This window comes from Pseudomonas sp. DL (assembly GCF_047199225.1).
Lineage (GTDB): Bacteria > Pseudomonadota > Gammaproteobacteria > Pseudomonadales > Pseudomonadaceae > Pseudomonas > Pseudomonas aeruginosa.
The window spans coordinates 677,050-696,723 of sequence record NZ_CP178323.1 but is presented as its reverse complement, the minus strand read 5'-3'; the positions used below and the strand labels follow the sequence as shown (position 1 = coordinate 696,723).

23 protein-coding genes are annotated in these 19,674 nt (G+C 63.7%); 9 read left to right on the top strand and 14 right to left on the bottom strand.

Annotated features, from left to right (window positions below; translation table 11 throughout):
- Positions 1 to 120: 120 nt before the first annotated feature.
- Both ACI766_RS03275 and ACI766_RS03270 read left to right on the top strand, forming a co-directional pair.
- The gene (locus tag ACI766_RS03275) at positions 121 to 1,560 is read left to right on the top strand and encodes a peptidoglycan DD-metalloendopeptidase family protein (RefSeq protein WP_023086836.1); all 1,440 of its coding nucleotides are present in this window, start codon (positions 121 to 123) and stop codon (positions 1,558 to 1,560) included.
- A gap of 2 nt (positions 1,561 to 1,562) precedes the next feature.
- Positions 1,563 to 2,654 carry an anhydro-N-acetylmuramic acid kinase gene (locus tag ACI766_RS03270; RefSeq protein ID WP_004352281.1) on the top strand — a complete coding sequence of 364 codons (1,092 nt, stop codon included), beginning with the start codon at positions 1,563 to 1,565 and terminating at the stop codon, positions 2,652 to 2,654.
- A gap of 53 nt (positions 2,655 to 2,707) precedes the next feature.
- Here the strand turns inward: ACI766_RS03270 and erpA are convergent, their stop codons facing one another.
- From erpA to argC, 4 genes are all read right to left on the bottom strand, one after another.
- On the bottom strand, positions 2,708 to 3,058 hold the full coding sequence (gene erpA, locus ACI766_RS03265) for an iron-sulfur cluster insertion protein ErpA (RefSeq protein WP_003085254.1): 351 nt from the start codon (positions 3,056 to 3,058) through the stop codon (positions 2,708 to 2,710).
- Between the two features lie 77 nt (positions 3,059 to 3,135).
- Positions 3,136 to 3,558, bottom strand: a complete 423-nt coding sequence (locus ACI766_RS03260) for a bactofilin family protein (RefSeq protein ID WP_003120826.1) — start codon at positions 3,556 to 3,558, stop codon at positions 3,136 to 3,138.
- Complete coding sequence (locus tag ACI766_RS03255; RefSeq protein ID WP_003085249.1) at positions 3,559 to 4,278, bottom strand: DUF6776 family protein; 720 nt, start codon at positions 4,276 to 4,278, stop codon at positions 3,559 to 3,561.
- Complete coding sequence (gene argC, locus ACI766_RS03250; RefSeq protein WP_023086835.1) at positions 4,278 to 5,312, bottom strand: N-acetyl-gamma-glutamyl-phosphate reductase; 1,035 nt, start codon at positions 5,310 to 5,312, stop codon at positions 4,278 to 4,280. Before argC ends, ACI766_RS03255 begins: the two co-directional genes overlap by 1 nt.
- A 290-nt stretch (positions 5,313 to 5,602) precedes the next feature.
- Between argC and hemJ the strand changes: the two genes are divergently transcribed.
- From hemJ to ACI766_RS03230, 4 genes are all read left to right on the top strand, one after another.
- Positions 5,603 to 6,025, top strand: a complete 423-nt coding sequence (gene hemJ / locus ACI766_RS03245) for a protoporphyrinogen oxidase HemJ (protein ID WP_023086834.1) — start codon at positions 5,603 to 5,605, stop codon at positions 6,023 to 6,025.
- Between the two features lie 16 nt (positions 6,026 to 6,041).
- Positions 6,042 to 7,010 carry an NAD(P)H-dependent flavin oxidoreductase gene (locus tag ACI766_RS03240; RefSeq protein ID WP_023086833.1) on the top strand — a complete coding sequence of 323 codons (969 nt, stop codon included), beginning with the start codon at positions 6,042 to 6,044 and terminating at the stop codon, positions 7,008 to 7,010.
- A gap of 121 nt (positions 7,011 to 7,131) precedes the next feature.
- Positions 7,132 to 8,208, top strand: a complete 1,077-nt coding sequence (locus ACI766_RS03235) for a DUF805 domain-containing protein (RefSeq protein WP_003459458.1) — start codon at positions 7,132 to 7,134, stop codon at positions 8,206 to 8,208.
- A gap of 60 nt (positions 8,209 to 8,268) precedes the next feature.
- Positions 8,269 to 9,069 (top strand): SDR family NAD(P)-dependent oxidoreductase, encoded by an 801-nt coding sequence (locus ACI766_RS03230; RefSeq protein WP_003113172.1) that lies wholly within the window; start codon positions 8,269 to 8,271, stop codon positions 9,067 to 9,069.
- A 39-nt stretch (positions 9,070 to 9,108) separates the two neighbouring features.
- Here ACI766_RS03230 and ACI766_RS03225 read toward each other — a convergent pair whose 3' ends face one another.
- Positions 9,109 to 10,590, bottom strand: coding sequence for an AAA family ATPase (locus ACI766_RS03225; protein ID WP_003101642.1), 1,482 nt, complete (start codon positions 10,588 to 10,590; stop codon positions 9,109 to 9,111).
- 78 nt (positions 10,591 to 10,668) lie between these two features.
- On the opposite strand from ACI766_RS03225, the gene ACI766_RS03220 reads away from it, so the two are divergent.
- On the top strand, positions 10,669 to 11,007 hold the full coding sequence (locus ACI766_RS03220) for a histidine triad nucleotide-binding protein (RefSeq protein WP_003085225.1): 339 nt from the start codon (positions 10,669 to 10,671) through the stop codon (positions 11,005 to 11,007).
- A 99-nt stretch (positions 11,008 to 11,106) separates the two neighbouring features.
- A complete protein-coding gene (gene coq7 / locus ACI766_RS03215; RefSeq protein WP_003085224.1) occupies positions 11,107 to 11,754 on the top strand; it encodes a 2-polyprenyl-3-methyl-6-methoxy-1,4-benzoquinone monooxygenase in 648 nt (215 codons plus the stop codon).
- A 54-nt stretch (positions 11,755 to 11,808) separates the two neighbouring features.
- On the opposite strand, the gene speD is transcribed toward coq7, so the two are convergent.
- Both speD and ACI766_RS03205 read right to left on the bottom strand, forming a co-directional pair.
- The gene (gene speD, locus ACI766_RS03210) at positions 11,809 to 12,603 is read right to left on the bottom strand and encodes an adenosylmethionine decarboxylase (RefSeq protein ID WP_003101641.1); all 795 of its coding nucleotides are present in this window, start codon (positions 12,601 to 12,603) and stop codon (positions 11,809 to 11,811) included.
- Between the two features lie 319 nt (positions 12,604 to 12,922).
- On the bottom strand, positions 12,923 to 13,345 hold the full coding sequence (locus ACI766_RS03205; protein WP_003085219.1) for an OsmC family protein: 423 nt from the start codon (positions 13,343 to 13,345) through the stop codon (positions 12,923 to 12,925).
- A gap of 271 nt (positions 13,346 to 13,616) precedes the next feature.
- Here ACI766_RS03205 and crp point away from each other — a divergent pair, with 271 nt between their 5' ends.
- Positions 13,617 to 14,261, top strand: coding sequence for a cAMP-activated global transcriptional regulator CRP (gene crp / locus ACI766_RS03200; RefSeq protein WP_003085214.1), 645 nt, complete (start codon positions 13,617 to 13,619; stop codon positions 14,259 to 14,261).
- A 61-nt stretch (positions 14,262 to 14,322) separates the two neighbouring features.
- Here crp and trpC read toward each other — a convergent pair whose 3' ends face one another.
- The 7 genes from trpC to ACI766_RS03165 form a co-directional block, all read right to left on the bottom strand.
- On the bottom strand, positions 14,323 to 15,159 hold the full coding sequence (trpC, locus tag ACI766_RS03195) for an indole-3-glycerol phosphate synthase TrpC (protein ID WP_003160838.1): 837 nt from the start codon (positions 15,157 to 15,159) through the stop codon (positions 14,323 to 14,325).
- Complete coding sequence (trpD, locus tag ACI766_RS03190) at positions 15,156 to 16,205, bottom strand: anthranilate phosphoribosyltransferase (protein WP_003085203.1); 1,050 nt, start codon at positions 16,203 to 16,205, stop codon at positions 15,156 to 15,158. Before trpD ends, trpC begins: the two co-directional genes overlap by 4 nt.
- A gap of 1 nt (position 16,206) precedes the next feature.
- Entirely contained in the window at positions 16,207 to 16,812 is a 606-nt protein-coding gene (locus tag ACI766_RS03185; RefSeq protein WP_003101640.1) for an aminodeoxychorismate/anthranilate synthase component II, read from the bottom strand.
- 405 nt (positions 16,813 to 17,217) lie between these two features.
- On the bottom strand, positions 17,218 to 17,442 hold the full coding sequence (locus ACI766_RS03180) for a hypothetical protein (protein ID WP_003459442.1): 225 nt from the start codon (positions 17,440 to 17,442) through the stop codon (positions 17,218 to 17,220).
- Complete coding sequence (locus ACI766_RS03175; protein ID WP_014602440.1) at positions 17,439 to 17,741, bottom strand: hypothetical protein; 303 nt, start codon at positions 17,739 to 17,741, stop codon at positions 17,439 to 17,441. Before ACI766_RS03175 ends, ACI766_RS03180 begins: the two co-directional genes overlap by 4 nt.
- On the bottom strand, positions 17,741 to 18,817 hold the full coding sequence (locus ACI766_RS03170; RefSeq protein ID WP_023086832.1) for a pyocin knob domain-containing protein: 1,077 nt from the start codon (positions 18,815 to 18,817) through the stop codon (positions 17,741 to 17,743). The genes ACI766_RS03175 and ACI766_RS03170 overlap by 1 nt, the downstream gene beginning before the upstream one ends.
- 41 nt (positions 18,818 to 18,858) lie before the next feature.
- Positions 18,859 to 19,569, bottom strand: coding sequence for a hypothetical protein (locus tag ACI766_RS03165; RefSeq protein ID WP_023086831.1), 711 nt, complete (start codon positions 19,567 to 19,569; stop codon positions 18,859 to 18,861).
- Positions 19,570 to 19,674: the final 105 nt, after the last annotated feature.

Sequence of the window (19,674 nt, the reverse complement as noted above, 5' to 3'; positions counted from 1 at the left end):
ATTTTGCCGACCGTCAGGGGGACGGAGCCAGGCCAGACGCGACTTTTGGCTTGATTCAAGGAGATTTTGGTTATATTTTAGGCAGTTATTTATTCACAATCCAAAAACACCAATCACGCCATGACGCAATCCGATCAGAAAGCGCCGCCGTATTACCCGAAAAGCCACTTGTTGGCCGCCAGCGGTGTTGCAGCGCTCCTCAGTTTGGCACTACTGGTGTTCCCCTCGAGCGAAGTCGAGGCCAAGAGGACCACGCTCAATCTGGAGCTTGAAAGCAACACCGATCGCCTCCTTCAGGAGAAAGACGACCTCCTGCCGCAATCGGTCACCAATTCCAGCGACGAAGGCACGCCTTTCGCTCAGGTAGAAGGCGCCTCCGACGACAACACCGCCGAGCAAGACTCGGACAAGCCGGGCGCATCTGTAGCCGATGCCGACATCAAGCCCGTCGATCCCGAGTGGAAGACCATCAGCGTCGCCAGTGGCGATACGCTGTCGACCGTATTCACCAAGGCAGGCCTTTCCACCTCGGCCATGCACGACATGCTGACCAGCAGCAAGGATGCCAAGCGCTTCACCCATCTGAAGGTCGGCCAGGAGGTCAAGCTCAAGCTCGACCCCAAAGGAGAACTGCAGGCGCTGCGAGTCAAGCAGAGCGAACTCGAGACCATCGGCCTGGACAAGACCGACAAGGGCTACTCCTTCAAACGCGAGAAGGCCCAGATAGACCTGCATACCGCCTATGCCCATGGCCGCATCACCAGCTCGCTGTTCGTTGCCGGTCGTAACGCCGGCCTGCCCTATAACCTGATCACGTCGCTGTCGAATATCTTCGGCTACGACATCGACTTCGCCCTCGATCTGCGTGAGGGCGACGAGTTCGACGTGATCTACGAACAGCACAAGGTCAACGGCAAGCAAGTGGCGACCGGCAATATCCTCGCCGCCCGCTTCGTCAACCGCGGCAAGACCTACACCGCCGTGCGTTACACCAACAAGCAGGGCAATACCAGCTACTACCGCGCCGACGGCTCCAGCATGCGCAAGGCATTCATCCGTACGCCGGTGGATTTCGCCCGCATCAGCTCGCGCTTCTCCCTGGGCCGCCGCCACCCGATCCTGAACAAGATCCGCGCGCACAAGGGCGTCGACTACGCTGCCCCCATCGGCACACCGATCAAGGCCACCGGAGACGGCAAGATCCTCGAAGCCGGACGCAAGGGGGGCTACGGCAACGCCGTGGTGATCCAGCACGGCCAGCGCTATCGGACCATCTACGGACACATGAGCCGCTTCGCCAAGGGTATCCGCGCCGGTACCAGCGTGAAGCAGGGCCAGATCATCGGTTACGTAGGCATGACGGGCCTGGCCACCGGCCCGCACCTGCACTACGAGTTCCAGATCAATGGCCGTCACGTCGATCCGCTGAGTGCCAAGCTGCCCATGGCGGACCCGCTCGGTGGCGCAGATCGCAAGCGCTTCATGGCGCAGACCCAGCCGATGATCGCGCGCATGGATCAGGAGAAGAAAACCCTCCTGGCCCTGAACAAGCAGCGCTGATCGTGCCGCGCTACCTGGGGTTGATGTCCGGAACCAGCCTGGACGGCATGGACATCGTCCTGATCGAGCAAGGTGATCGCACCACCTTGCTCGCTTCCCATTACCTACCCATGCCGGCCGGGCTGCGCGAAGACATCCTCGCCCTGTGCGTCCCCGGTCCCGATGAAATCGCCCGCGCCGCCGAAGTCGAGCAACGCTGGGTCGCCCTTGCAGCACAGGGCGTGCGCGAACTGCTGCTCCAGCAGCAGATGAGCCCCGACGAAGTCCGTGCCATCGGCAGTCACGGTCAAACCATCCGACATGAACCCGCTCGCCACTTCACGGTGCAGATCGGCAACCCCGCCCTGCTGGCGGAGCTGACCGGCATCGATGTCGTCGCCGACTTCCGCCGCCGCGACGTCGCAGCCGGCGGCCAGGGCGCCCCGCTGGTACCGGCCTTCCATCAGGCGCTGTTTGGCGATGATGACGCCTCCAGGGCGGTCCTGAACATCGGTGGCTTCAGCAACGTTTCGCTGCTCAGCCCCGGAAAGCCGGTACGCGGCTTCGACTGCGGCCCGGGCAACGTGCTGATGGACGCCTGGATTCATCACCAACGCGGCGAACATTTCGACCGGGACGGTGCGTGGGCCGCCAGCGGCCAGATGAACCACGCACTGCTGGCAAGCCTGCTGGCGGATGAGTTCTTCGCCGCGCGTGGCCCCAAGAGCACCGGGCGCGAGCGCTTCAACCTGTCCTGGCTGCAGGAGCACCTGGCTCGTCACCCTGCCTTGCCGGCAGCGGATATCCAGGCAACCCTGCTGGAACTGAGCGCGCGCAGCATCAGCGAATCGCTGCTGGACGCCCAGCCGGACTGCAAAGAGGTGCTGGTATGCGGCGGCGGCGCCTTCAATACGGCGCTGATGAAGCGCCTGGCCCTGCTGATGCCCGAAGCTCGGGTCGCCAGTACCGACGAATACGGCATTCCCCCTGCCTGGATGGAGGGCATGGCATTCGCCTGGCTAGCCCATCGGTTTCTCGAGCGCCTGCCCGGCAACTGCCCTGATGTGACCGGTGCGCTCGGTCCCAGAACTCTGGGCGCGCTGTATCCCGCCTGAAACGAAAACGCCGCGCATATAAGCGCGGCGTTTTCGTAGCGGCCCCATCGACGTCAGATCGAGAACGACTGTCCGCAACCGCAAGTCGTGGCGGCGTTCGGGTTCTTGATGACGAACCTCGAACCTTCCAGGCCTTCCTGGTAGTCGACTTCCGAGCCCGCCAGGTACTGGAAGCTCATCGGGTCCACCACCAGGCCCACGCCATCGCGCTCGATCACGGTATCGTCATCGGCGATATCTTCGTCGAAGGTGAAGCCATACTGGAAGCCCGAGCAACCGCCGCCGGTGACGAATACACGCAGTTTCAGGCGAGGATTGCCCTCTTCGTCAATCAACGTCTTCACCTTGTTGGCTGCGCCTGGGGTAAAGAGCAGGGGCGTAGGGGTGAAGGTCTCGATGCTCATGTTTCCGAATCTCCCGGCTTGAGGCCGTGCGTTACAACATTACGCCCATTATCCTCTTGTCCCAGAAAAATGGTCAACTAATCCACAGTTTCCACGCTGGCAGGCAGTTCCAGGGGGCGCGGACTGGCCTCGGTCATCGGGCACAGGCGGCCCTCGATCTGGGCCCCCATGGCGGTTTCGATCAGCCCATAGTGAAGATTGCCCTTCACCCGGGCCTGGGCCCCCAGCTCCAGGCGTTCGATGGCATGGATGTCGCCATCCACCTGACCGTCGATGATCACATGGGGGGCCCGGATTTCGCCGTCGACACGACCGCCGGCGCTGACCCGCACCAGCCCTTCGTGCGCCTGCAACGCTCCGCGGACGGTGCCGTCGATCTGCACCGCGCCCTTGAGGTTCATGTCACCGACCAGTTCGGCGCCGCTGGCGATCAGGCTGGTCTGCCCGGTGAAACGCTGGACGTCGGCCCGGCCTTTGTTCTTGCTCCACATAATGCTCACTCACTGCTTCGGCCAATCGAAACGGCGCTGTAGCGGTTTGGACTGGCCATTCAGCTCCGCACGTACGTCGATCAGCTTCGGGATGAAGTTCTTCGGCAGCTCCAGCTCGGCGAAACGCCCCCCTTCTGGGATCGACTGGAAATGCCGGAGGGAAATCGACAGCCCTGTCTTGCCCAGTTCCGGCGAGAGCTGTTCGAGGTCGTAGGTAGCGTCCTTGCGCGCCAGCTTGCCGCTGATGCGGACTTTCAGCCGCCCATCCAGCTTGCGGTCGTCCCTGCCCAGGCGGCTGAGCATCACCTTATAGCGGAAGCGCTGCGGGTCGTCCGTGCCCTGCACCTCAAAGGCACGGATTTCCAGCGCATCCGCCTTGCTGGCCGGCGCGACTACCCCCTTGTAGAACGCGATGTCCTGTTGCTGCTTGAACACCTGGTCCTCAAGCAGCTTGATGGTCTGCCGGCTCTGTTCGGTGGCCTGCTGGCTGAGGCGTTCTCCGCTGCGCAACACCTCGATTTCGGTACGCAGGCGCTCCAGCTCGGCCTTCTGCTCGCCGATCAGGGTTTCCTGGCGTTGCGCATCGGCCTCGCTGCGAGCGGCGTCCGCCCCGGTCGACCAGCGACCGCCGAGAAACGCCAGCGGAACCGCCAGCAGCAGCGCACCCACCCCGAGGCGGACCAGCCAGGCCCGCCGTGGATCACGGAACTGGAGTTCCCAGCCGGACATCAGGGGAGCAGGGCCGCATGCGAGAGGCCCAGGCGCTCGTCCAGCCCGAACAGGATGTTCATGTTCTGGAGCGCCTGACCCGAGGCGCCCTTGACCAGGTTGTCGATCACCGACAGCACCACCACCAGGTCGCCGCCCTGGGGGCGATGCACGGCGATTCGGCAGACATTGGCGCCACGCACGCTGCGGGTCTCCGGATGGCTGCCGGCCGGCATCACGTCGACGAAGGGTTCGTCGGCGTAGCGCTTCTCGAACAACGCCTGGAGGTCGACCGAGCGATCCGCGACATGGGCATAAAGGGTTGCATGGATACCGCGGATCATTGGCGTCAGGTGCGGTACGAACGTCAGCCCGACCTCGCCGCCGGAGGCCCGACGCAGGCCCTGGCTGATTTCCGGGAGATGCCGATGCCCCTTGACCGCGTAGGCCATCATGCTTTCGCCCGCCTCGCAGAACAGCGAGCCAACCTTGGCACCCCGACCGGCGCCGCTGACCCCGGACTTGCAATCGGCGATCAGCCGCGAGGCGTCGGCCAGGCCGGCCTCCAGCAGCGGGATCAGGCCCAGCTGGGTCGCGGTCGGGTAGCAACCCGGCACGGCGATCAGGCGGGCCTGGCGGATCTTCTCGCGGTTCACTTCCGGCAGGCCGTAGACAGCCTCGTCGAGCAGCGCCGGAGCGCCATGCGGCTGGCCGTACCAGCGCGCCCACTCCTCGGCGTCCGCCAGGCGGAAGTCAGCGGACAGATCGATGACCCGGGTCCCGGCGTCCAGCAGTTCGCCAGCCAGCGCGTGCGCCACACCGTGCGGCGTGGCGAAGAACACCACGTCGCAGGCGCCGAGGCGCTGCGCGTCCGGCACGCTGAACTGCAGGTCGTCATAATGACCTCGCAGGTTCGGGTACATGTCGGCGACCTTCACCTCCGCCTCGGAACGCGAAGTGATCACTTCCACCCGGGCCTGCGGATGCTGCGCCAGTAGGCGCAGCAGTTCCACGCCCGTATAACCCGTACCGCCAACGATGCCGACCTTGATCATCTGTCCATCACTCCGCGCGCTGAGGCAAGCTAGCCAAAAGAGGCCAATGATAAGAGCCGAGCGCCGGCATGAACAGCGCTGGGCGTCCGGCTTTGCGACCGGTTCGGCCCTTCGGTCGGCAGTCTAGCCCCCGGGGTCGTCGGGCAGAAATTGCTGCGAGGCCCTATCCGAATGTTCCTACCTGTTATGCGGCCATATCTGCCGGCAAATCAGACAGCGGCAAGCCGCCAGGGTGACGCGTTCCAGCCATCCCTCTACTATCGGGGCACCGTGATCAAGAGGATGTCCTGATGTACCTGTGGCTCAAAGCCTTCCATATCATCGCCGTAGTCTGCTGGTTCGCCGGCCTGTTCTACCTGCCGCGCCTGTTCGTCTACCACGCCATGAGCGAGGACCAGACCAGCCGGGAACGCTTCTGCGTCATGGAGCGCAAGCTCTACCGGGGGATCATGATGCCCTCGATGCTCGCCACCCTGGTCCTTGGCCTCTGGATGCTCTATCTCACCCCCGGCTGGCTGAGCCAAGGCTGGCTGCACGCCAAGCTGACCCTGGTGGTCCTGCTGATCGGCTACCACCACGCCTGCGGCGCCATGCTCCAGCGCTTCGCCCGCGGCGAGCCGGGGCGTAGCCATGTGTTCTACCGCTGGTTCAACGAAGTGCCTGTACTGTTCCTGCTGCTGATCGTCCTACTGGTGGTGCTCAAACCTTTCTGACCCAGGAGTCCTGTCCATGTCCTTGCCCGCCCTGCTCGACCAACGCCTGCGACTGCCGATGGTGGCCGCGCCGATGTTCCTGGTATCCAACCCGCAGTTGGTGCTGGCCTGCTGCCGCAGCGGCATCGTCGGCAGCTTCCCGGCGCTCAACCAGCGCGAGAGCAGCGGCTTCGAGGGTTGGCTGGAGGAAATCGGGGCCGGCCTGCAAGCGCTGGACAATCCCGCGCCCTATGCGGTGAACCTGATCGTCCACAACACCAATCCGCGGTTGCAGGCCGACCTGCGGATCTGCGTCGAGCACCGCGTACCGATCGTCATCACCAGCCTCGGCGCAGTGCGCGAAGTGGTAGACGCTGTGCATAGCTACGGCGGCCTGGTGTTCCACGACGTCACCACCCGCCGCCACGCCGAAAAAGCCGCCGAGGCCGGGGTTGACGGCCTGATCGCGGTGGCGGCCGGCGCGGGCGGGCACGCCGGGACCTGGAGCCCTTTCGCGCTGGTCGCGGAAATCCGCCAGTTCTTCGACAAGACCCTGCTGTTGGCCGGCTGCATCAACCACGGCCACGAGATTCTCGCCGCACAGATGCTCGGCGCCGACCTGGCCTATCTCGGCACTCGCTTCATCGCCACCCGCGAGAGCAATGCCTCCGACGCCTACAAGCAGATGATCCTGGAGGCACGCGCCGCCGACATCGTGCACACCCCGGCGGTGTCCGGCGTACCGGCCAGCTTCATGCGGCAAAGCCTGGAGGCCGCCGGCTACGATCTGAAGCGCCTGACCGACAAGGCAGACATGAACTACGGCGAGAAGCTCAAGCCGGTGAACGACGAGGCCAAGGCCTGGAAGACCGTGTGGTCCGCCGGCCAGGGCGCGGGCAACATAGACGACTTGCCCGGCGTCGACGAGTTGGTCGCCCGCCTCGACCGGGAATATCGCGCCGCCCTGCGGAACATGGATCGCCTGGCCAACCGCTGGCCGCACTGAAACCGCCGGGTCACGGCGCCCCGGCTTGTGCGGGAGTTCTCATCTCGCGCTTGTGGGCGCCAAGGCCGCCGATTAGGCTGTCGGCTGCATTTCTCTCACCCCAGCTGACAAGGATGCCTGCATGACCGACCAACGCTTCAAGATCGTCTTCTCCGGCGAGCTGATGCCCGACGCATCGCTCGAAACCGTGAAGGACAATCTCGCCCGCCTGTTCAAGAGCGAACCGGGCAAGATCGACGCCCTCTTCGGCGGTCGCCCGGTGGTGCTGAAACGCGAACTTCCAGAGGCCGAGGCGGAGCGTTACCTGACCGCCTTGCGCCAGGCCGGCGCCAATGCCTACAAGGAAGTCGACCTGGCGGCCAGCCTGAGCCTGGTGGAAACGCCCGATCACAACCCCCAGGTCGCGGAGGAAACCCCGGCGCAAGACCTGCCTCCCATGACCTGCCCGAAATGCGGCCATGAACAGCCCAGCGGAGCGGAATGTTCGGCCTGCGGCGTCATCATCGAGAAGTACCTGGCACGCCAGGCGCAGCTCGGCGAAAACGCCGCGCCTGCGGCCACCGCGGCTGCGGGCGCGTCTCCCTACACACCGCCCAGCGCCCAGGTCGGCGACGCCCTCCCCGAGTTCGGCGAGCTGAACGTGTTCACCACCAACGGCCGGATCGGACGCCTGCGCTATCTCGGCTGGTCGATGGCGATGACGCTGTGCTTCCTGGTCATCATGGGCCTGGGCTTCCTGCTCGGCGAAACCGTCGGCGTGGCCGTCACCGCCCTGGCCTCGATCGCCTTCATCGTCATCGCCGTGATGATCGGCGTGCAGCGCCTGCATGACCTCGGCTGGTCGGGCTGGCTCTGGCTGCTCAACTTCGTCCCCTTCGTCGGCAGCGTGTTCGGCATCCTGATGCTGGTCCTGCCCGGCAGCACCGGCGCCAACCGCTACGGTCCGCCGCCGCCGGCGAACAGCACCGGGGTGAAAGTCCTGGCCAGTCTGATCATCCTGCTGCCGATAGTCGGTATCATCGCCGCCATCGCCCTGCCGTCCTACCAGGGTTACCTGGAGCGAGCGAACTATGACGGCGGCGCCAGCGCTCCAGCCGACCCGTACACCACCGACGAGCAGGCCGCCGCAGCGGCGGCCGAAGCCGATGAAGCCGCCACGGCGGCGGCAGAGGCCATGGAAGACGACGACCAACAGTAGCCACGCAACCCCTCGCGACGGGCGGGGTCCAATTCCCCGTCCGTTTCGGAGAAGTCTCGAATGCCCCGTTATGCCCTGATCACCGGCGCTTCCAGCGGTATCGGCCTGGCCCTAGCCGAAGCCCTGGCCCGGCGCGGTCGCGCCCTGATCCTGGTGGCGCGCCAGCGCGACGCGCTGGAGAGCATCGCCTATGAGCTGGCGCAGCGTTTCGGCGTGGAAGTGCTGTTCCGCACCTGCGATCTTTCCGAGCCGCTGCAACTGTCAGGGTTGTTGCACGAACTGGAACAGGGCGAACGACAGATCGACCTGCTGGTTAACAATGCCGGGATCGGTACCTCCGGCCCCTTCATCGACCAGGAATGGGCGCGGGAACAGGAGCTGATCGAACTCAACATCCTGGCCCTGGCCCGCCTTTGCCACTCCCTCGGCGCCCGCATGGCGGCACAGGGCGGGGGCCAGATACTCAATATCGCCTCGGTGGCCGCCTTCCAGCCCGGCGCCTGGATGAGCAACTACTACGCCAGCAAGGCCTACGTCCTGCACTTCTCGGAAGGCTTGCGGGAAGAACTGAAAGAGCGCGGCGTCAAGGTCTCGGTGCTGTGCCCTGGGCCAACCCGCACGGCATTCTTCCGGGAAGCCGGGATGCGGCTCGGCAGGCTCGACCGGAGCAAGCTGATGATGACCCCGGAGGAAGTCGCGCTGCTGGCCCTGCGCGGGCTGGACAAGAACCGCGCCCTGATCGTCCCCGGTTGGCGCAATCGCCTGCTGGCGCTGAGCCCACGCCTGGCGCCACGCTGGCTGGTACGCCGACTCGCCGCGCGGATCAACGCCTCGGCGGTACCCTCCGCCCCACGGGGTTGATCGGCCTCTCCTCGCAGGGCAACGAGGTTAGCCGTCGGCTCAGTCTGCCGGCACCGCCCGCCCCTTGGCCCAGGTCCGCAGCGCGGCGAGCTTTTCCGCCATCAGCACCGACAGCGGCGAGGTTCGCGACAGCTCCCTGAGCAACAGCTCCTGATCCACCGCCTGCTGTCGCGCCTGCCCGGCGTACAGTGCCGCCACCACCGCCTGCTCGATCTCCGCCCCGCTGAAACCCTCGCTGGCAGCCGCCAGCAGAAGGAGGTCGAACTGTGCCGGCTCCAGCTCGCGGCGTTGCAGGTGGATGCGGAAGATCTCGGCGCGAACCTCCGGCGTCGGCAGGTCGACGAAGAACAATTCGTCGAAGCGTCCCTTGCGGATCAGTTCGGGCGGCAGGCGGTCGATAGCGTTCGCGGTGGCGACCATGAAGACCGGCGCCTCGCGCTCGGCCATCCAGGTCAGCAGGGTACCCAGCACGCGCTGACTGACGCCGTTGTCCTGGTCGCCGCCAGAAATGCCCTTCTCCACTTCATCCATCCACAGCACGCAGGGCGCCATCTGTTCGGCCAGGCGCAGCGCCTCGCGCAGGTTGCGCTCGGTTTCGCCGAAGTACTTGTTGTAGAGACAGGCGAAATCCAGACGCAGCAACGGCAAGCCCCAGAGGCCGGCCACCGCCTTGGCCGCCAGGCTCTTGCCGGCGCCCTGTACGCCGACCAGCATCATGCCCTTCGGCTGGTCGCCAGGCGTGCCGGCGAGGAACGCCGACTGACGCTCGCCGAGCCAGCGCTTGAGCGCGGCAAGCCCGCCGACCTCGGCGAAGCGCGCGGTGTCGTACTCGAAGCTCAGCACGCCCTCCAGGTCGAGTAGCTGGAACTTGGTGCGGTTCAGCTCGGGCAGGTCCTCCTGGGTGATCGCTCCATCGTTGCAGATCACGTTGCGCGCCAGCAGTCGCGCCTCGGCATGGCTGAGCCCGCGCAGGTTCTTCACCACCTGCTGCAGGGTCCGGTTGTCGGTGCGCACGCGGGCACCACGGTTGCGCTCGCTCCAGCGCGTCGCTTCCTCGCGGACGATGCCGAGCAGTTCGTCCTCGCTGGGCAGGGACAGCGAGAACCGCGCGGCGAAGCGCTGCACCTCGGCCGGCAGCTTCAGCGCATGGGACACCAGCACCACGGTCGGTCGATGATTGCCTTCGGCCATGGCGATTTCCTTGAGCAGGCGCACCAGGGTCGGGCTGTCGCCAAGGAAAGGATGCAGGTCGCAGAGCACGTAGAGATTCGCCTGCTGATCGTGCTTGATCAAGCGCAACGCCGCGACCGGGTCGCGGCTCTCCTCCCCGCCCAGCGGCTCGCCGCCGAAGCCCAGGCGCTGCACGCCCTCGGTCACCGACCAGGCATACAGGCCAAGGCCGCGCCTGACCGCCAGGCCGGTGAGGGTTTCCATCACCTTCGGCTCGTCCCAGGACTCGATCAGGATCAGCTTGACCCGGGAATCCAGGACCAGGCCGAGGTCGTGTATGTCGTTCTTCACTGCGGCTCCTTCACGCTTGGGCGGTCGCGACGGGCACCGCTACACTCGGGAAAGCACCCGAGGCCGGAGGAATCGCCCATGGACTGTCTGTTCTGCAAGATCGTGGCGGGGGAAGTTCCCGCGCGCAAGTTCTACGAAGACGAGGAAGTTGTCGCGTTTCACGATATCGGCCCGCAGGCGCCGGTGCACTTCCTGGTCATCCCGAAAAGGCACATTCCCACCCTCGAGCACCTGACCGAGGCCGACCGGCCGCTGGCAGGCCATATCCTCTTCACCGCCCAGCGCCTGGCCCGGGAGCAGGGCTGCGAGGAAGGCTTCCGTGTGGTGATGAACTGCAACGACCTTGGCGGGCAGACCGTGCACCACATCCACATGCACGTGCTGGGTCAACGCCAGATGCACTGGCCCCCGGGCTGAATCCCTGCTGGCGCTGCGACATCGCAGCCCGTCCGCAACATCCTGCTATCAGCGCACTTCCGGTAAACTGGTGCGATCTTTCGTTTCCGGAGGTGCGCCATGTCCGCCGACCGCCACTATTCGCCCATCGACCGTTTCCTGCTGCAGGCCGACTCCGCCCTGCGCACCCTGCTGCCGTTCAGCGGCCAGCCGGCGCGACCGTCGCCGGCCATCGTGGAACCCGATGGCGAACTGAGCGAGGAAGACACCCGCCATATCGCCGGCCTGATGCGCATCAACCACACCGGCGAGGTCTGCGCCCAGGCGCTGTACCAGGGCCAGTCGCTGACCGCCAAGCTGCCCGAGGTCCGCGAGGCGATGGAGGAAGCCGCCGAGGAGGAGATCGACCACCTGGCCTGGTGCGAGCAACGCATCCGCCAGTTGGGCAGCCGTCCCAGCGTCCTCAATCCGATCTTCTACGGCCTGTCCTTCGGCGTCGGTGCCGCCGCCGGGCTGGTCAGCGACCGGGTCAGCCTGGGCTTCGTCGCCGCCACCGAAGACCAGGTGTGCAAGCATCTGGACGAACACCTGGCGCAGATTCCCCAAGAGGATCGGAAATCCCGTGCCATCCTCGAGCAGATGCGTATCGACGAGGAACAGCATTCGAGCAACGCCCTGGCCGCCGGCGGCCTGCGCTTCCCGGCACCGGTGAAGCTGGGCATGAGCCTGCTGGCGAAGGTGATGACCAAGAGCACCTACCGCATCTGAATCGCACGCATGAAAAAGCCCGCTCGAAGCGGGCTTTTTCTTTCTCGTGTACGATCAGCGCGGCATGTTGCGCGCGTAGAAGATCTCCAGCATTTCGTGCTTGAGCCGTTCCGTGACCTGCTCACGCTGTTCCGCCGAGAGCGTCCGGGTAGCGTCGCCGAACAGGTAGTTCTCCAGTTCGAAGTCCTTGAGCAGCATCTTGGTGTGGAACAGGTTCTCCTGGTACACGTTCACGTCGGTCATCTGGTAGGCCTCGCGCGTGTCGTCGGAGAGATAGTTCTGGATCGAGTTGATCTCGTGGTCGATGAAATGCTTGCGCCCCTCGATGTCGCGGGTGAAGCCGCGGACCCGATAGTCGACCGTGACGATGTCCGAGTCGAACTGGTGGATCAGGTAGTTCAGGGCCTTCAGCGGGGAGATCACTCCGCAGGTGGAAACGTCGATGTCCACGCGGAAGGTCGCGATGCCGTCCACCGGATGGATTTCCGGGTAGGTATGCACGGTGATGTGGCTCTTGTCCAGGTGCGCCAGGATGGTGTCCGGCAGCGGGCCCGGGGACTCTTCGATCTGGCTGTCGGTCGGAGTGACCGGCTGCTCGGAGATCAGGATGGTCACGCTGGCGCCCTGGGGGTCGTAGTCCTGACGCGCGATGTTCAGGATATTGGCGCCGATGATGTCGACAACATCGGTAAGAATCTGCGTCAGACGCTCCGCGTCATACTCTTCGTCGATGTACTGCACGTAGGCCTGGAGGTCTTCGGGCGTCTCGGCGTAGCAGATGTCGTAGATGTTGAAGCTCAAGGTCTTCGTCAGGTTGTTGAACCCGTGGAGCTTGAGTTTGCTTTTCACCGTGGGGAACTCTCTCGGTTGCTTGCGGCTCTGCCGCAGGGTTGGGGCATGCCCGTCAGATGCGAACGACGCACCTGCGTAGGACGGTTAACACCTCTTCGCGATGGCGATTGTGGTTTGTTGAGTTGCACGGGCGCCGGCTGGCGCCATTGGTCACCCGACCGGGATGGCTCGGGAAACGTCTATCAGAGCGGAAGAATCTTCCGAACTGAACGGCCGCCCGACGGAATCGCGCGGCACGAAAAAAGGGGCGCATTATGCAGAGCCAATCAAGCCTCCGCCAGAGTTTGCGCCCCTTTTATGATGACCGGATGTCGTCTCAGCCGAGTTCGACGATCTCGTAGTCGTGGGTGATCTCCACCCCGCCGCGACCGAGCATGATCGACGCCGAGCAGTATTTCTCCGCCGACAGCTCCACCGCGCGCTTGACCTGGGCCTCCTTGAGACCGCGGCCCTTGACCACGAAGTGCACGTGGATCTTCGTGAACACCTTGGGCTCCTCGTCGGCCCTTTCGGCCTCGAGGAAGGCTTCGCAGCTCTCCACCGGCTGGCGCGCCTTCTTCAGGATGCTGACCACATCGAAGTTGGTGCAGCCGCCGAGGCCGATCAGGACCATCTCCATAGGGCGCACCCCGAGGTTGCGTCCGCCATGGTCCGGCGGACCGTCCATGACCACCACGTGGCCGCTACCGGACTCGCCGAGGAACATCGCCTCGCCCGCCCACTGGATACGCGCTTTCATCGTTCAGACTCCCGCCGGCAAAGGGCGCCAGCTTAGCACAGGGCCCAAGGACAGTACGGGATCACAGTCCTGATAGCTGCGTCGCAAAATCACATCGACCTTCATGGCCCGTCTGTTAAGCTGGACGCGGTTTACTGGCACACTTCCTGATCTGCCCGGTTGGGGGGAGCTCTCCGCTGAGCTCCCGGGCCCTGGCAGGTCTCTCCATAAGAACTCAAAAAAACATCGCCTTGTACGTCAGGCATATTCTTTATTCTTTCGGGACTCGGGCATGGTAGCTATTACCCACACACCCAAACTCAAACACCTAGACAAGCTGCTCGCACACTGTCACCGCCGCCGCTACACCGCAAAGAGCACCATCATCTATGCCGGCGATCGCTGCGAAACGCTGTTCTTCATCATCAAGGGTTCGGTCACCATCCTCATCGAGGACGACGACGGCCGCGAAATGATCATCGGCTACCTCAACAGCGGTGATTTCTTCGGCGAGCTGGGATTGTTCGAAAAGGAAGGCAGCGAACAGGAACGCAGCGCCTGGGTTCGCGCCAAGGTGGAATGCGAAGTCGCCGAGATCAGCTATGCGAAGTTCCGCGAACTGTCGCAGCAGGACTCGGAGATCCTCTACACCCTCGGCAGCCAGATGGCCGACCGCCTGCGCAAGACCACCCGCAAGGTGGGCGACCTGGCCTTCCTCGACGTCACCGGACGCGTCGCCCGCACCTTGCTGGACCTGTGCCAGCAACCGGACGCCATGACCCACCCGGACGGCATGCAGATCAAGATCACCCGCCAGGAGATCGGCCGGATCGTCGGCTGCTCGCGGGAAATGGTCGGACGCGTGCTGAAGAGCCTGGAGGAGCAGGGCCTGGTGCATGTGAAAGGAAAGACCATGGTGGTCTTCGGCACCCGCTGAACAGCACCCATGAAAAAGGCCGGTCGCAACCGGCCTTTTTCATGGGATTCGACAGCGCGGATCAGTCAGGATCGGCGCCCAGCACCACGCCGCCACGCTCCTGGAAGAACAGGCGCTTCAACTCCAGGCCAGGATCGTCGGCCCGCATGAACGCCTCGCCAACCAGGAAGGCATAGACCTCGCTGACTTCCATCAGCTCCACGTCGGCCCGGTTGAGAATACCGCTCTCGGTGACCACCAGGCGGTCGCGGGGAATTTCCGGCAACAGGTCGAGGGTGGTTTCCAGGCTCACCTCGAAGGTGTGCAGGTTGCGGTTGTTGATGCCCACCAACGGCGTGTCCAGGGTCTTCAGCGCACGTTCCAGCTCGGTGCCGTCATGCACTTCGACCAGTACGTCGAGACCGACCGACTTGGCAGTCGCCGCCAGTTCGGCCATCAGCACGTCGTCCAGCGCCGAGACGATCAGCAGGATGCAGTCGGCACCGATCGCCCGCGCCTCGACGATCTGGTACGGATCGATCATGAAGTCCTTGCGGATCACCGGCAGCGCACAGGCGGCCCGCGCTTCCTTCAGATAGGCATCGGCGCCCTGGAAGAAGTCCACGTCGGTGAGCACCGACAGGCACGCCGCGCCACCCGCCTCGTAGCTGCGGGCGATCTCTGCCGGGACGAAGTGTTCGCGCAGCACGCCCTTGCTCGGCGATGCCTTCTTGATCTCGGCGATCACTGCCGGCTCCTTGCGCTTGGCCCGCTCCAGCAGGGCATTGGCGAAGCCGCGCGGCGCATCGGCCCTACGCGCCAGCCGCTCGACCTCGGCCAGGTTGACGCGCGCACGGCGCTCGGCGACCTCCTCGGCCTTGCGGGCGAGGATCTTCTGCAGAACCGTCGGCACACTCACTGTGCGTTCTCCTCTCTGTAAACGGCGGTGAAGGCCACCAGTTCGTCCATCTTCTCCCGTGCCAGCCCGGTGTGCAGGGCATCGTGGGCGAGTTGAATGCCCTCGTGCAGGCTGGTCGCCAGATCGGCAGCGTACAGTGCCGGGCCGGCATTCATCACGATCAGCTCGGCGGCCTTCTGCCCAGCCTCGGTCTTGCGCCGCCCCAAAGCGTCGCGGATCAGTTCCAGCGAGGCCTGCGGACTGTCGACCTCCAGCCCCATCAGGGTCTGGCTCTTGATCCCGAAGTCCTCGGGACGCACTTCGTACTCGCGTACCTCGCCGTCCTTCAACTCGGCAATGTGGGTCGCCGCGGCCAGACTGAACTCGTCCAGCCCGTCGCGCGAATGCACCACCAGCACATGCTCGCTGCCGAGACGCTTGAGCACTTCAGCCAGCGGCTTGCACAGTTCCTGGGTGAACACCCCGACCACCTGGTGCCTGACTCCCGCCGGGTTGGTCAGTGGGCCAAGCATGTTGAACAGAGTCCGCAAGCCCAGCTCGCGGCGCGGACCGGCGGCGTACTTCATCGCCTTGTGGTGGACCTGGGCGAACATGAACCCGACGCCGACGGTGTCGATGCAACGCGCCACCTGTTCGGAGGTCAGTTCCAGGTAGATGCCGGCGGCTTCCAGCAAGTCGGCGCTGCCGCTCTTGCCGGAGACCGCGCGGTTACCGTGTTTGGCGACCTTGCCGCCAGCGGCGGCGACCACGAAGGACGCCGCCGAGGACACGTTGAAGATGTTCGCGCCATCGCCGCCGGTGCCGACCACGTCGACCACATGCTTCAGCGTAGGCAACTGCACGCCGTCGGCCAGTTCGCGCATCACCGCCACCGCGCCGACGATCTCGTCGATGGTTTCGCTCTTCATCCGCATGCCCATCAGGAAGGCGCCGATCTGCGCGTCAGTGCACTGCCCGGTCATGATCTGGCGCATGACCGCCTGCATTTCCTCGGTGGTCAGGTCGAGCTGGTTGACGATGCGATTGAGGGCTCCCTTGATATCCATCTCAGTTGCCCTCCCCACGCACGCCGCCCTGCTGGCGGAGGAAGTTGGCCAGCAACTCGTGGCCCTGCTCGGTGAGGATGGACTCGGGATGGAACTGCACGCCCTCGACATTCAGGGTCTTGTGGCGTACACCCATGATCTCGTCGAGCGATCCGTCGGCATGTTGGGTCCAGGCGGTGATCTCCAGGCACTCCGGCAGGCTCTCTCGCTTCACCACCAGCGAGTGGTAGCGCGTCACCGTCAGGGGATTGGCCAGGCCGGCGAACACGCCGAGGTCCTTGTGGTGGATCGGGCTGGTCTTGCCATGCATCACCTGCCGCGCCCGCACCACTTCGCCGCCGAAGGCCTGGCCGATGCTCTGGTGGCCAAGACAGACACCGAGCAATGGCAGCTTGCCGGCGAAGCGCTCGATCACGGCCAGCGAGACGCCGGCCTCGTTGGGGGTGCAGGGACCGGGGGAAAGGACGATGCGCTCGGGCGCCAGGGCCTCGATCTGTTCCACGCTCAGTTCGTCGTTGCGCACCACCTTGACCTCGGCCTTGAGCTCGCCGAAGTACTGCACCAGGTTGTAGGTGAAGGAGTCGTAGTTATCGATCATCAGCAGCATGCTGGCTGTAACCTCTTGATTTCATTCTTATGCGAATCGCATCACCCGGCTTTCGCCACCCCCGTTTCCCGGCGCGCTCGCGGAGGAAGGGAGAGTGGAACGTCGGCATTATGCCTGTGGAAAACGGGGGACGCAGGGAGACGTGACCGGCCAGGCCGGCGAAAAAGAAGTCAGGCGCGCCAGCGCCAACGGGCGAATGCCTTGATGAGGGAGGTGATGATGCTGCTGAGGTGGATCACGATAGCGGTCTCACGGAGCCATGTTGGGGAACATAGCCCAGTGGAGAGGATGGGTGCAACAGCGGGATGTCGGGAAGAGCGCCGGCCGGAGCGGCCGACGCAGGGGATGCTACTGTCAAGACAGGCTTCGGGGTGGCGCTGAAGCCTGCTTACATGACGGGCGGGTTCAAGGAAGTGGATATCGCCCCTTGATCTCTTCTACCTTGGCGATCCAGTCAGAGTAGTCCGGCTCGGTGCCGGCCTTGATCGCATCGAATTCAGCCTCGGTCTTGAGCGGGTCACTCTCCAGGCGGTAGGCATTTGCCCGCGCCGCGGCTGCGGCATCGTACTCAGCCTGCCTGCGCTCCTGCGCCTGCTGTTCGGCGGTCTTTACCTTGCTCCAATCGATCATCGCGGCAACTCCACCGGGCCATCGGCCTTGATCAGCAACGGTTCAGGGAAGCGAGCGGCGGCACTGGCATCGACGGCAAGCGGGAACCGCAGGATCAGTTGGATGCGGCCGGCGCGTCGCACTACGGAACCAGCGAACCACTCCGATCCAATCGCCTCAGCCGGCAGTTCACCGCCCTCCGGTAGCGGTGTGAAGTCGAACGGCTGACCGTTCACGGTGAGCACATCGCCAGTCCTGCTCAGCGACAGGTGCTCGTCGCTTTCAGGGAGCGGTAAATACGGAGAAAGAGTGATGATCATCAGAACCACCTCCCCGTAGCGATAAAGCCCGGCAGCAATGCCGCAAGCGCAGATGTTGTCGAAAATCCGTACCACGCACAGCTTGTCGCATCTACCGAGTACACAGCTCCCCAACCACGCCCAGAGTATCCGGTATTTCTGATCGTAGCGTCGGAGACTACGGGCGCGCTAACGAACGCGGCCGGGAACGTCAGAGTCGTGCCGCCTGGAGTTATGAACAGGCTTCCGGATTGGTTGATTACGTCTAACGCAGCAGCGTACCGGCGCCAGCAGATTTGCGTACCATCCGCGAACCGGGCGTACTCTCCGTTCACGTTACTCCCGCGCTGGATGATTGCGCCGTTTGGCACTCCACTTCCGTCATTGCTCACGGTCCCGGAGAGCTGCCTATCGGTCAAGAACCGCATCCAGGTGGACCACGTACCGGCAGCCTTCCGGCGGAAATATGCGAGATCCGACGTGCGCGGGATGAACATTTGCACAGCGGTACTTGCATCGTAGGGTTGGTGGTAGAGCATCGAGCCAACCGGGTTCAGCGAATCAATGCCCGGCGGCAGGTTCGCCCAAGGGCCGACGCTGATACCGTAGAACCCGCATTCGTTCGGGACATTATTGGCGTCGCTGACAGCCCGCAGATTGGACATCGACTTCGGCATGCCACCAATAAAGCTCAGGGCATTCTCAGCAGTCGCTGCGGCGTTGAGTCCCCGCCCCACCGCCGTCATTCCCATGTCCGCCTGCGCTTGCGTGCCGGTATTGGACAGGGCCCACGGCTTTATGCCCGCAAGGGTCGCCCCCCAGTCCATCGCGATCTGGTTGAAACGATCTGATAGGTCCTTGTCGTAGCCCAGGATCGGCGCCACTGCATAGGGCTGGCCGCTGGCCGTGCTGCCCTGGTAGTTGGGTTTGATCGAGATGACCGTCGAACTGGCGACGTTTGTGACCTCGTACCAACAACCATCGGGGCCACGAAATGCATCGCCGACCCGGGCATTGGACGAGAACTGTGTGCCAGTACCGGTAACGGTCGGGCTATTTGCGGTCACCGCTACGGTGCCAGCGGAGTACCAAGACATTGGGAATATCCTCTTCGAAGGGAATGTAAAATTTAGAACCGCTACAAGCCAGTTACGTCAGCTACGGTCAATAGAGGACGACCACCCTGGTAATACCGTCCGGGAGCATTGCCCAGTTCCAGGCCATCAGAGGCGAAGAAGAACGCCACCTTCAGTATGTTGCCGTCAATAGAAACCATCTCTTCCAGAAGAGATGAGTGTGGGGAACCACCAGCAGGATATTCCTGTACATCGAGCCCCATACGTAGACTCGCGGTATTAACTGCATAAGTCCGCCCAGGAGGAAGAGTCCAAGTAGTTGTCGGCAGTTGCGCACTACCGTTACTATTTACAATAGCCGGAGGGCTGTACATGCCTGCAATACGTAGAGGTATCTGGTTCGTGTTGAAGGTTATATTGCCTGCTGTGTCGAAAGTTTGCAAGCCAAAATTACCACCAACCTGCATGCGGTCAAAGATGTAAACCATCAACTTACGAGTCATGCTCGGAATCCAGGCACAGTAGTATTGGAACCTCCACAAACCAGTCAAATACTCTACACGAGAATAGGCAAACTCTTTCGTGTACGGGTCGTTGTCCGAACGGTGCACGAAGAGCATCGGAGCTACCGGGGAAAACACATCCACAGTGAAGGTCAGAAAGCCAGTATGAGGATCGGCTACACCTAGAACCTCATGCTTTTCCCTGAAGCCATAAGACATCAGGTTAGCATCGAACTGGATGTTTCCGTTTTCATTGAAGCACTGGAACATATCAGTAAATCCCGTAGACGATCTTACAAGGCCAGCGAGTACCACCGCCTGTACCTGCGTAGAAGTCGTAGAAAACCCACTTCAGAGTTCCTCCACTAATTTCCA

Coding starts and splice junctions, on each gene's coding strand:
- ACI766_RS03220 (WP_003085225.1), top strand. CDS start 10,669: ATGGACTGTCTGTTCTGCAAGATCGTGGCGGGGGAAGTTCCCGCGCGC.
- ACI766_RS03185 (WP_003101640.1), bottom strand. CDS start 16,812: ATGCTGCTGATGATCGATAACTACGACTCCTTCACCTACAACCTGGTG.
- ACI766_RS03180 (WP_003459442.1), bottom strand. CDS start 17,442: ATGATCGATTGGAGCAAGGTAAAGACCGCCGAACAGCAGGCGCAGGAG.
- ACI766_RS03230 (WP_003113172.1), top strand. CDS start 8,269: ATGCCCCGTTATGCCCTGATCACCGGCGCTTCCAGCGGTATCGGCCTG.
- ACI766_RS03235 (WP_003459458.1), top strand. CDS start 7,132: ATGACCGACCAACGCTTCAAGATCGTCTTCTCCGGCGAGCTGATGCCC.
- ACI766_RS03170 (WP_023086832.1), bottom strand. CDS start 18,817: ATGTCTTGGTACTCCGCTGGCACCGTAGCGGTGACCGCAAATAGCCCG.
- hemJ (WP_023086834.1), top strand. CDS start 5,603: ATGTACCTGTGGCTCAAAGCCTTCCATATCATCGCCGTAGTCTGCTGG.
- ACI766_RS03175 (WP_014602440.1), bottom strand. CDS start 17,741: ATGATCATCACTCTTTCTCCGTATTTACCGCTCCCTGAAAGCGACGAG.
- ACI766_RS03255 (WP_003085249.1), bottom strand. CDS start 4,278: ATGTCCGGCTGGGAACTCCAGTTCCGTGATCCACGGCGGGCCTGGCTG.
- crp (WP_003085214.1), top strand. CDS start 13,617: ATGGTAGCTATTACCCACACACCCAAACTCAAACACCTAGACAAGCTG.
- ACI766_RS03240 (WP_023086833.1), top strand. CDS start 6,042: ATGTCCTTGCCCGCCCTGCTCGACCAACGCCTGCGACTGCCGATGGTG.
- coq7 (WP_003085224.1), top strand. CDS start 11,107: ATGTCCGCCGACCGCCACTATTCGCCCATCGACCGTTTCCTGCTGCAG.
- ACI766_RS03205 (WP_003085219.1), bottom strand. CDS start 13,345: ATGAAAGCGCGTATCCAGTGGGCGGGCGAGGCGATGTTCCTCGGCGAG.
- argC (WP_023086835.1), bottom strand. CDS start 5,312: ATGATCAAGGTCGGCATCGTTGGCGGTACGGGTTATACGGGCGTGGAA.
- erpA (WP_003085254.1), bottom strand. CDS start 3,058: ATGAGCATCGAGACCTTCACCCCTACGCCCCTGCTCTTTACCCCAGGC.
- ACI766_RS03165 (WP_023086831.1), bottom strand. CDS start 19,569: ATGTTCCAGTGCTTCAATGAAAACGGAAACATCCAGTTCGATGCTAAC.
- ACI766_RS03275 (WP_023086836.1), top strand. CDS start 121: ATGACGCAATCCGATCAGAAAGCGCCGCCGTATTACCCGAAAAGCCAC.
- trpD (WP_003085203.1), bottom strand. CDS start 16,205: ATGGATATCAAGGGAGCCCTCAATCGCATCGTCAACCAGCTCGACCTG.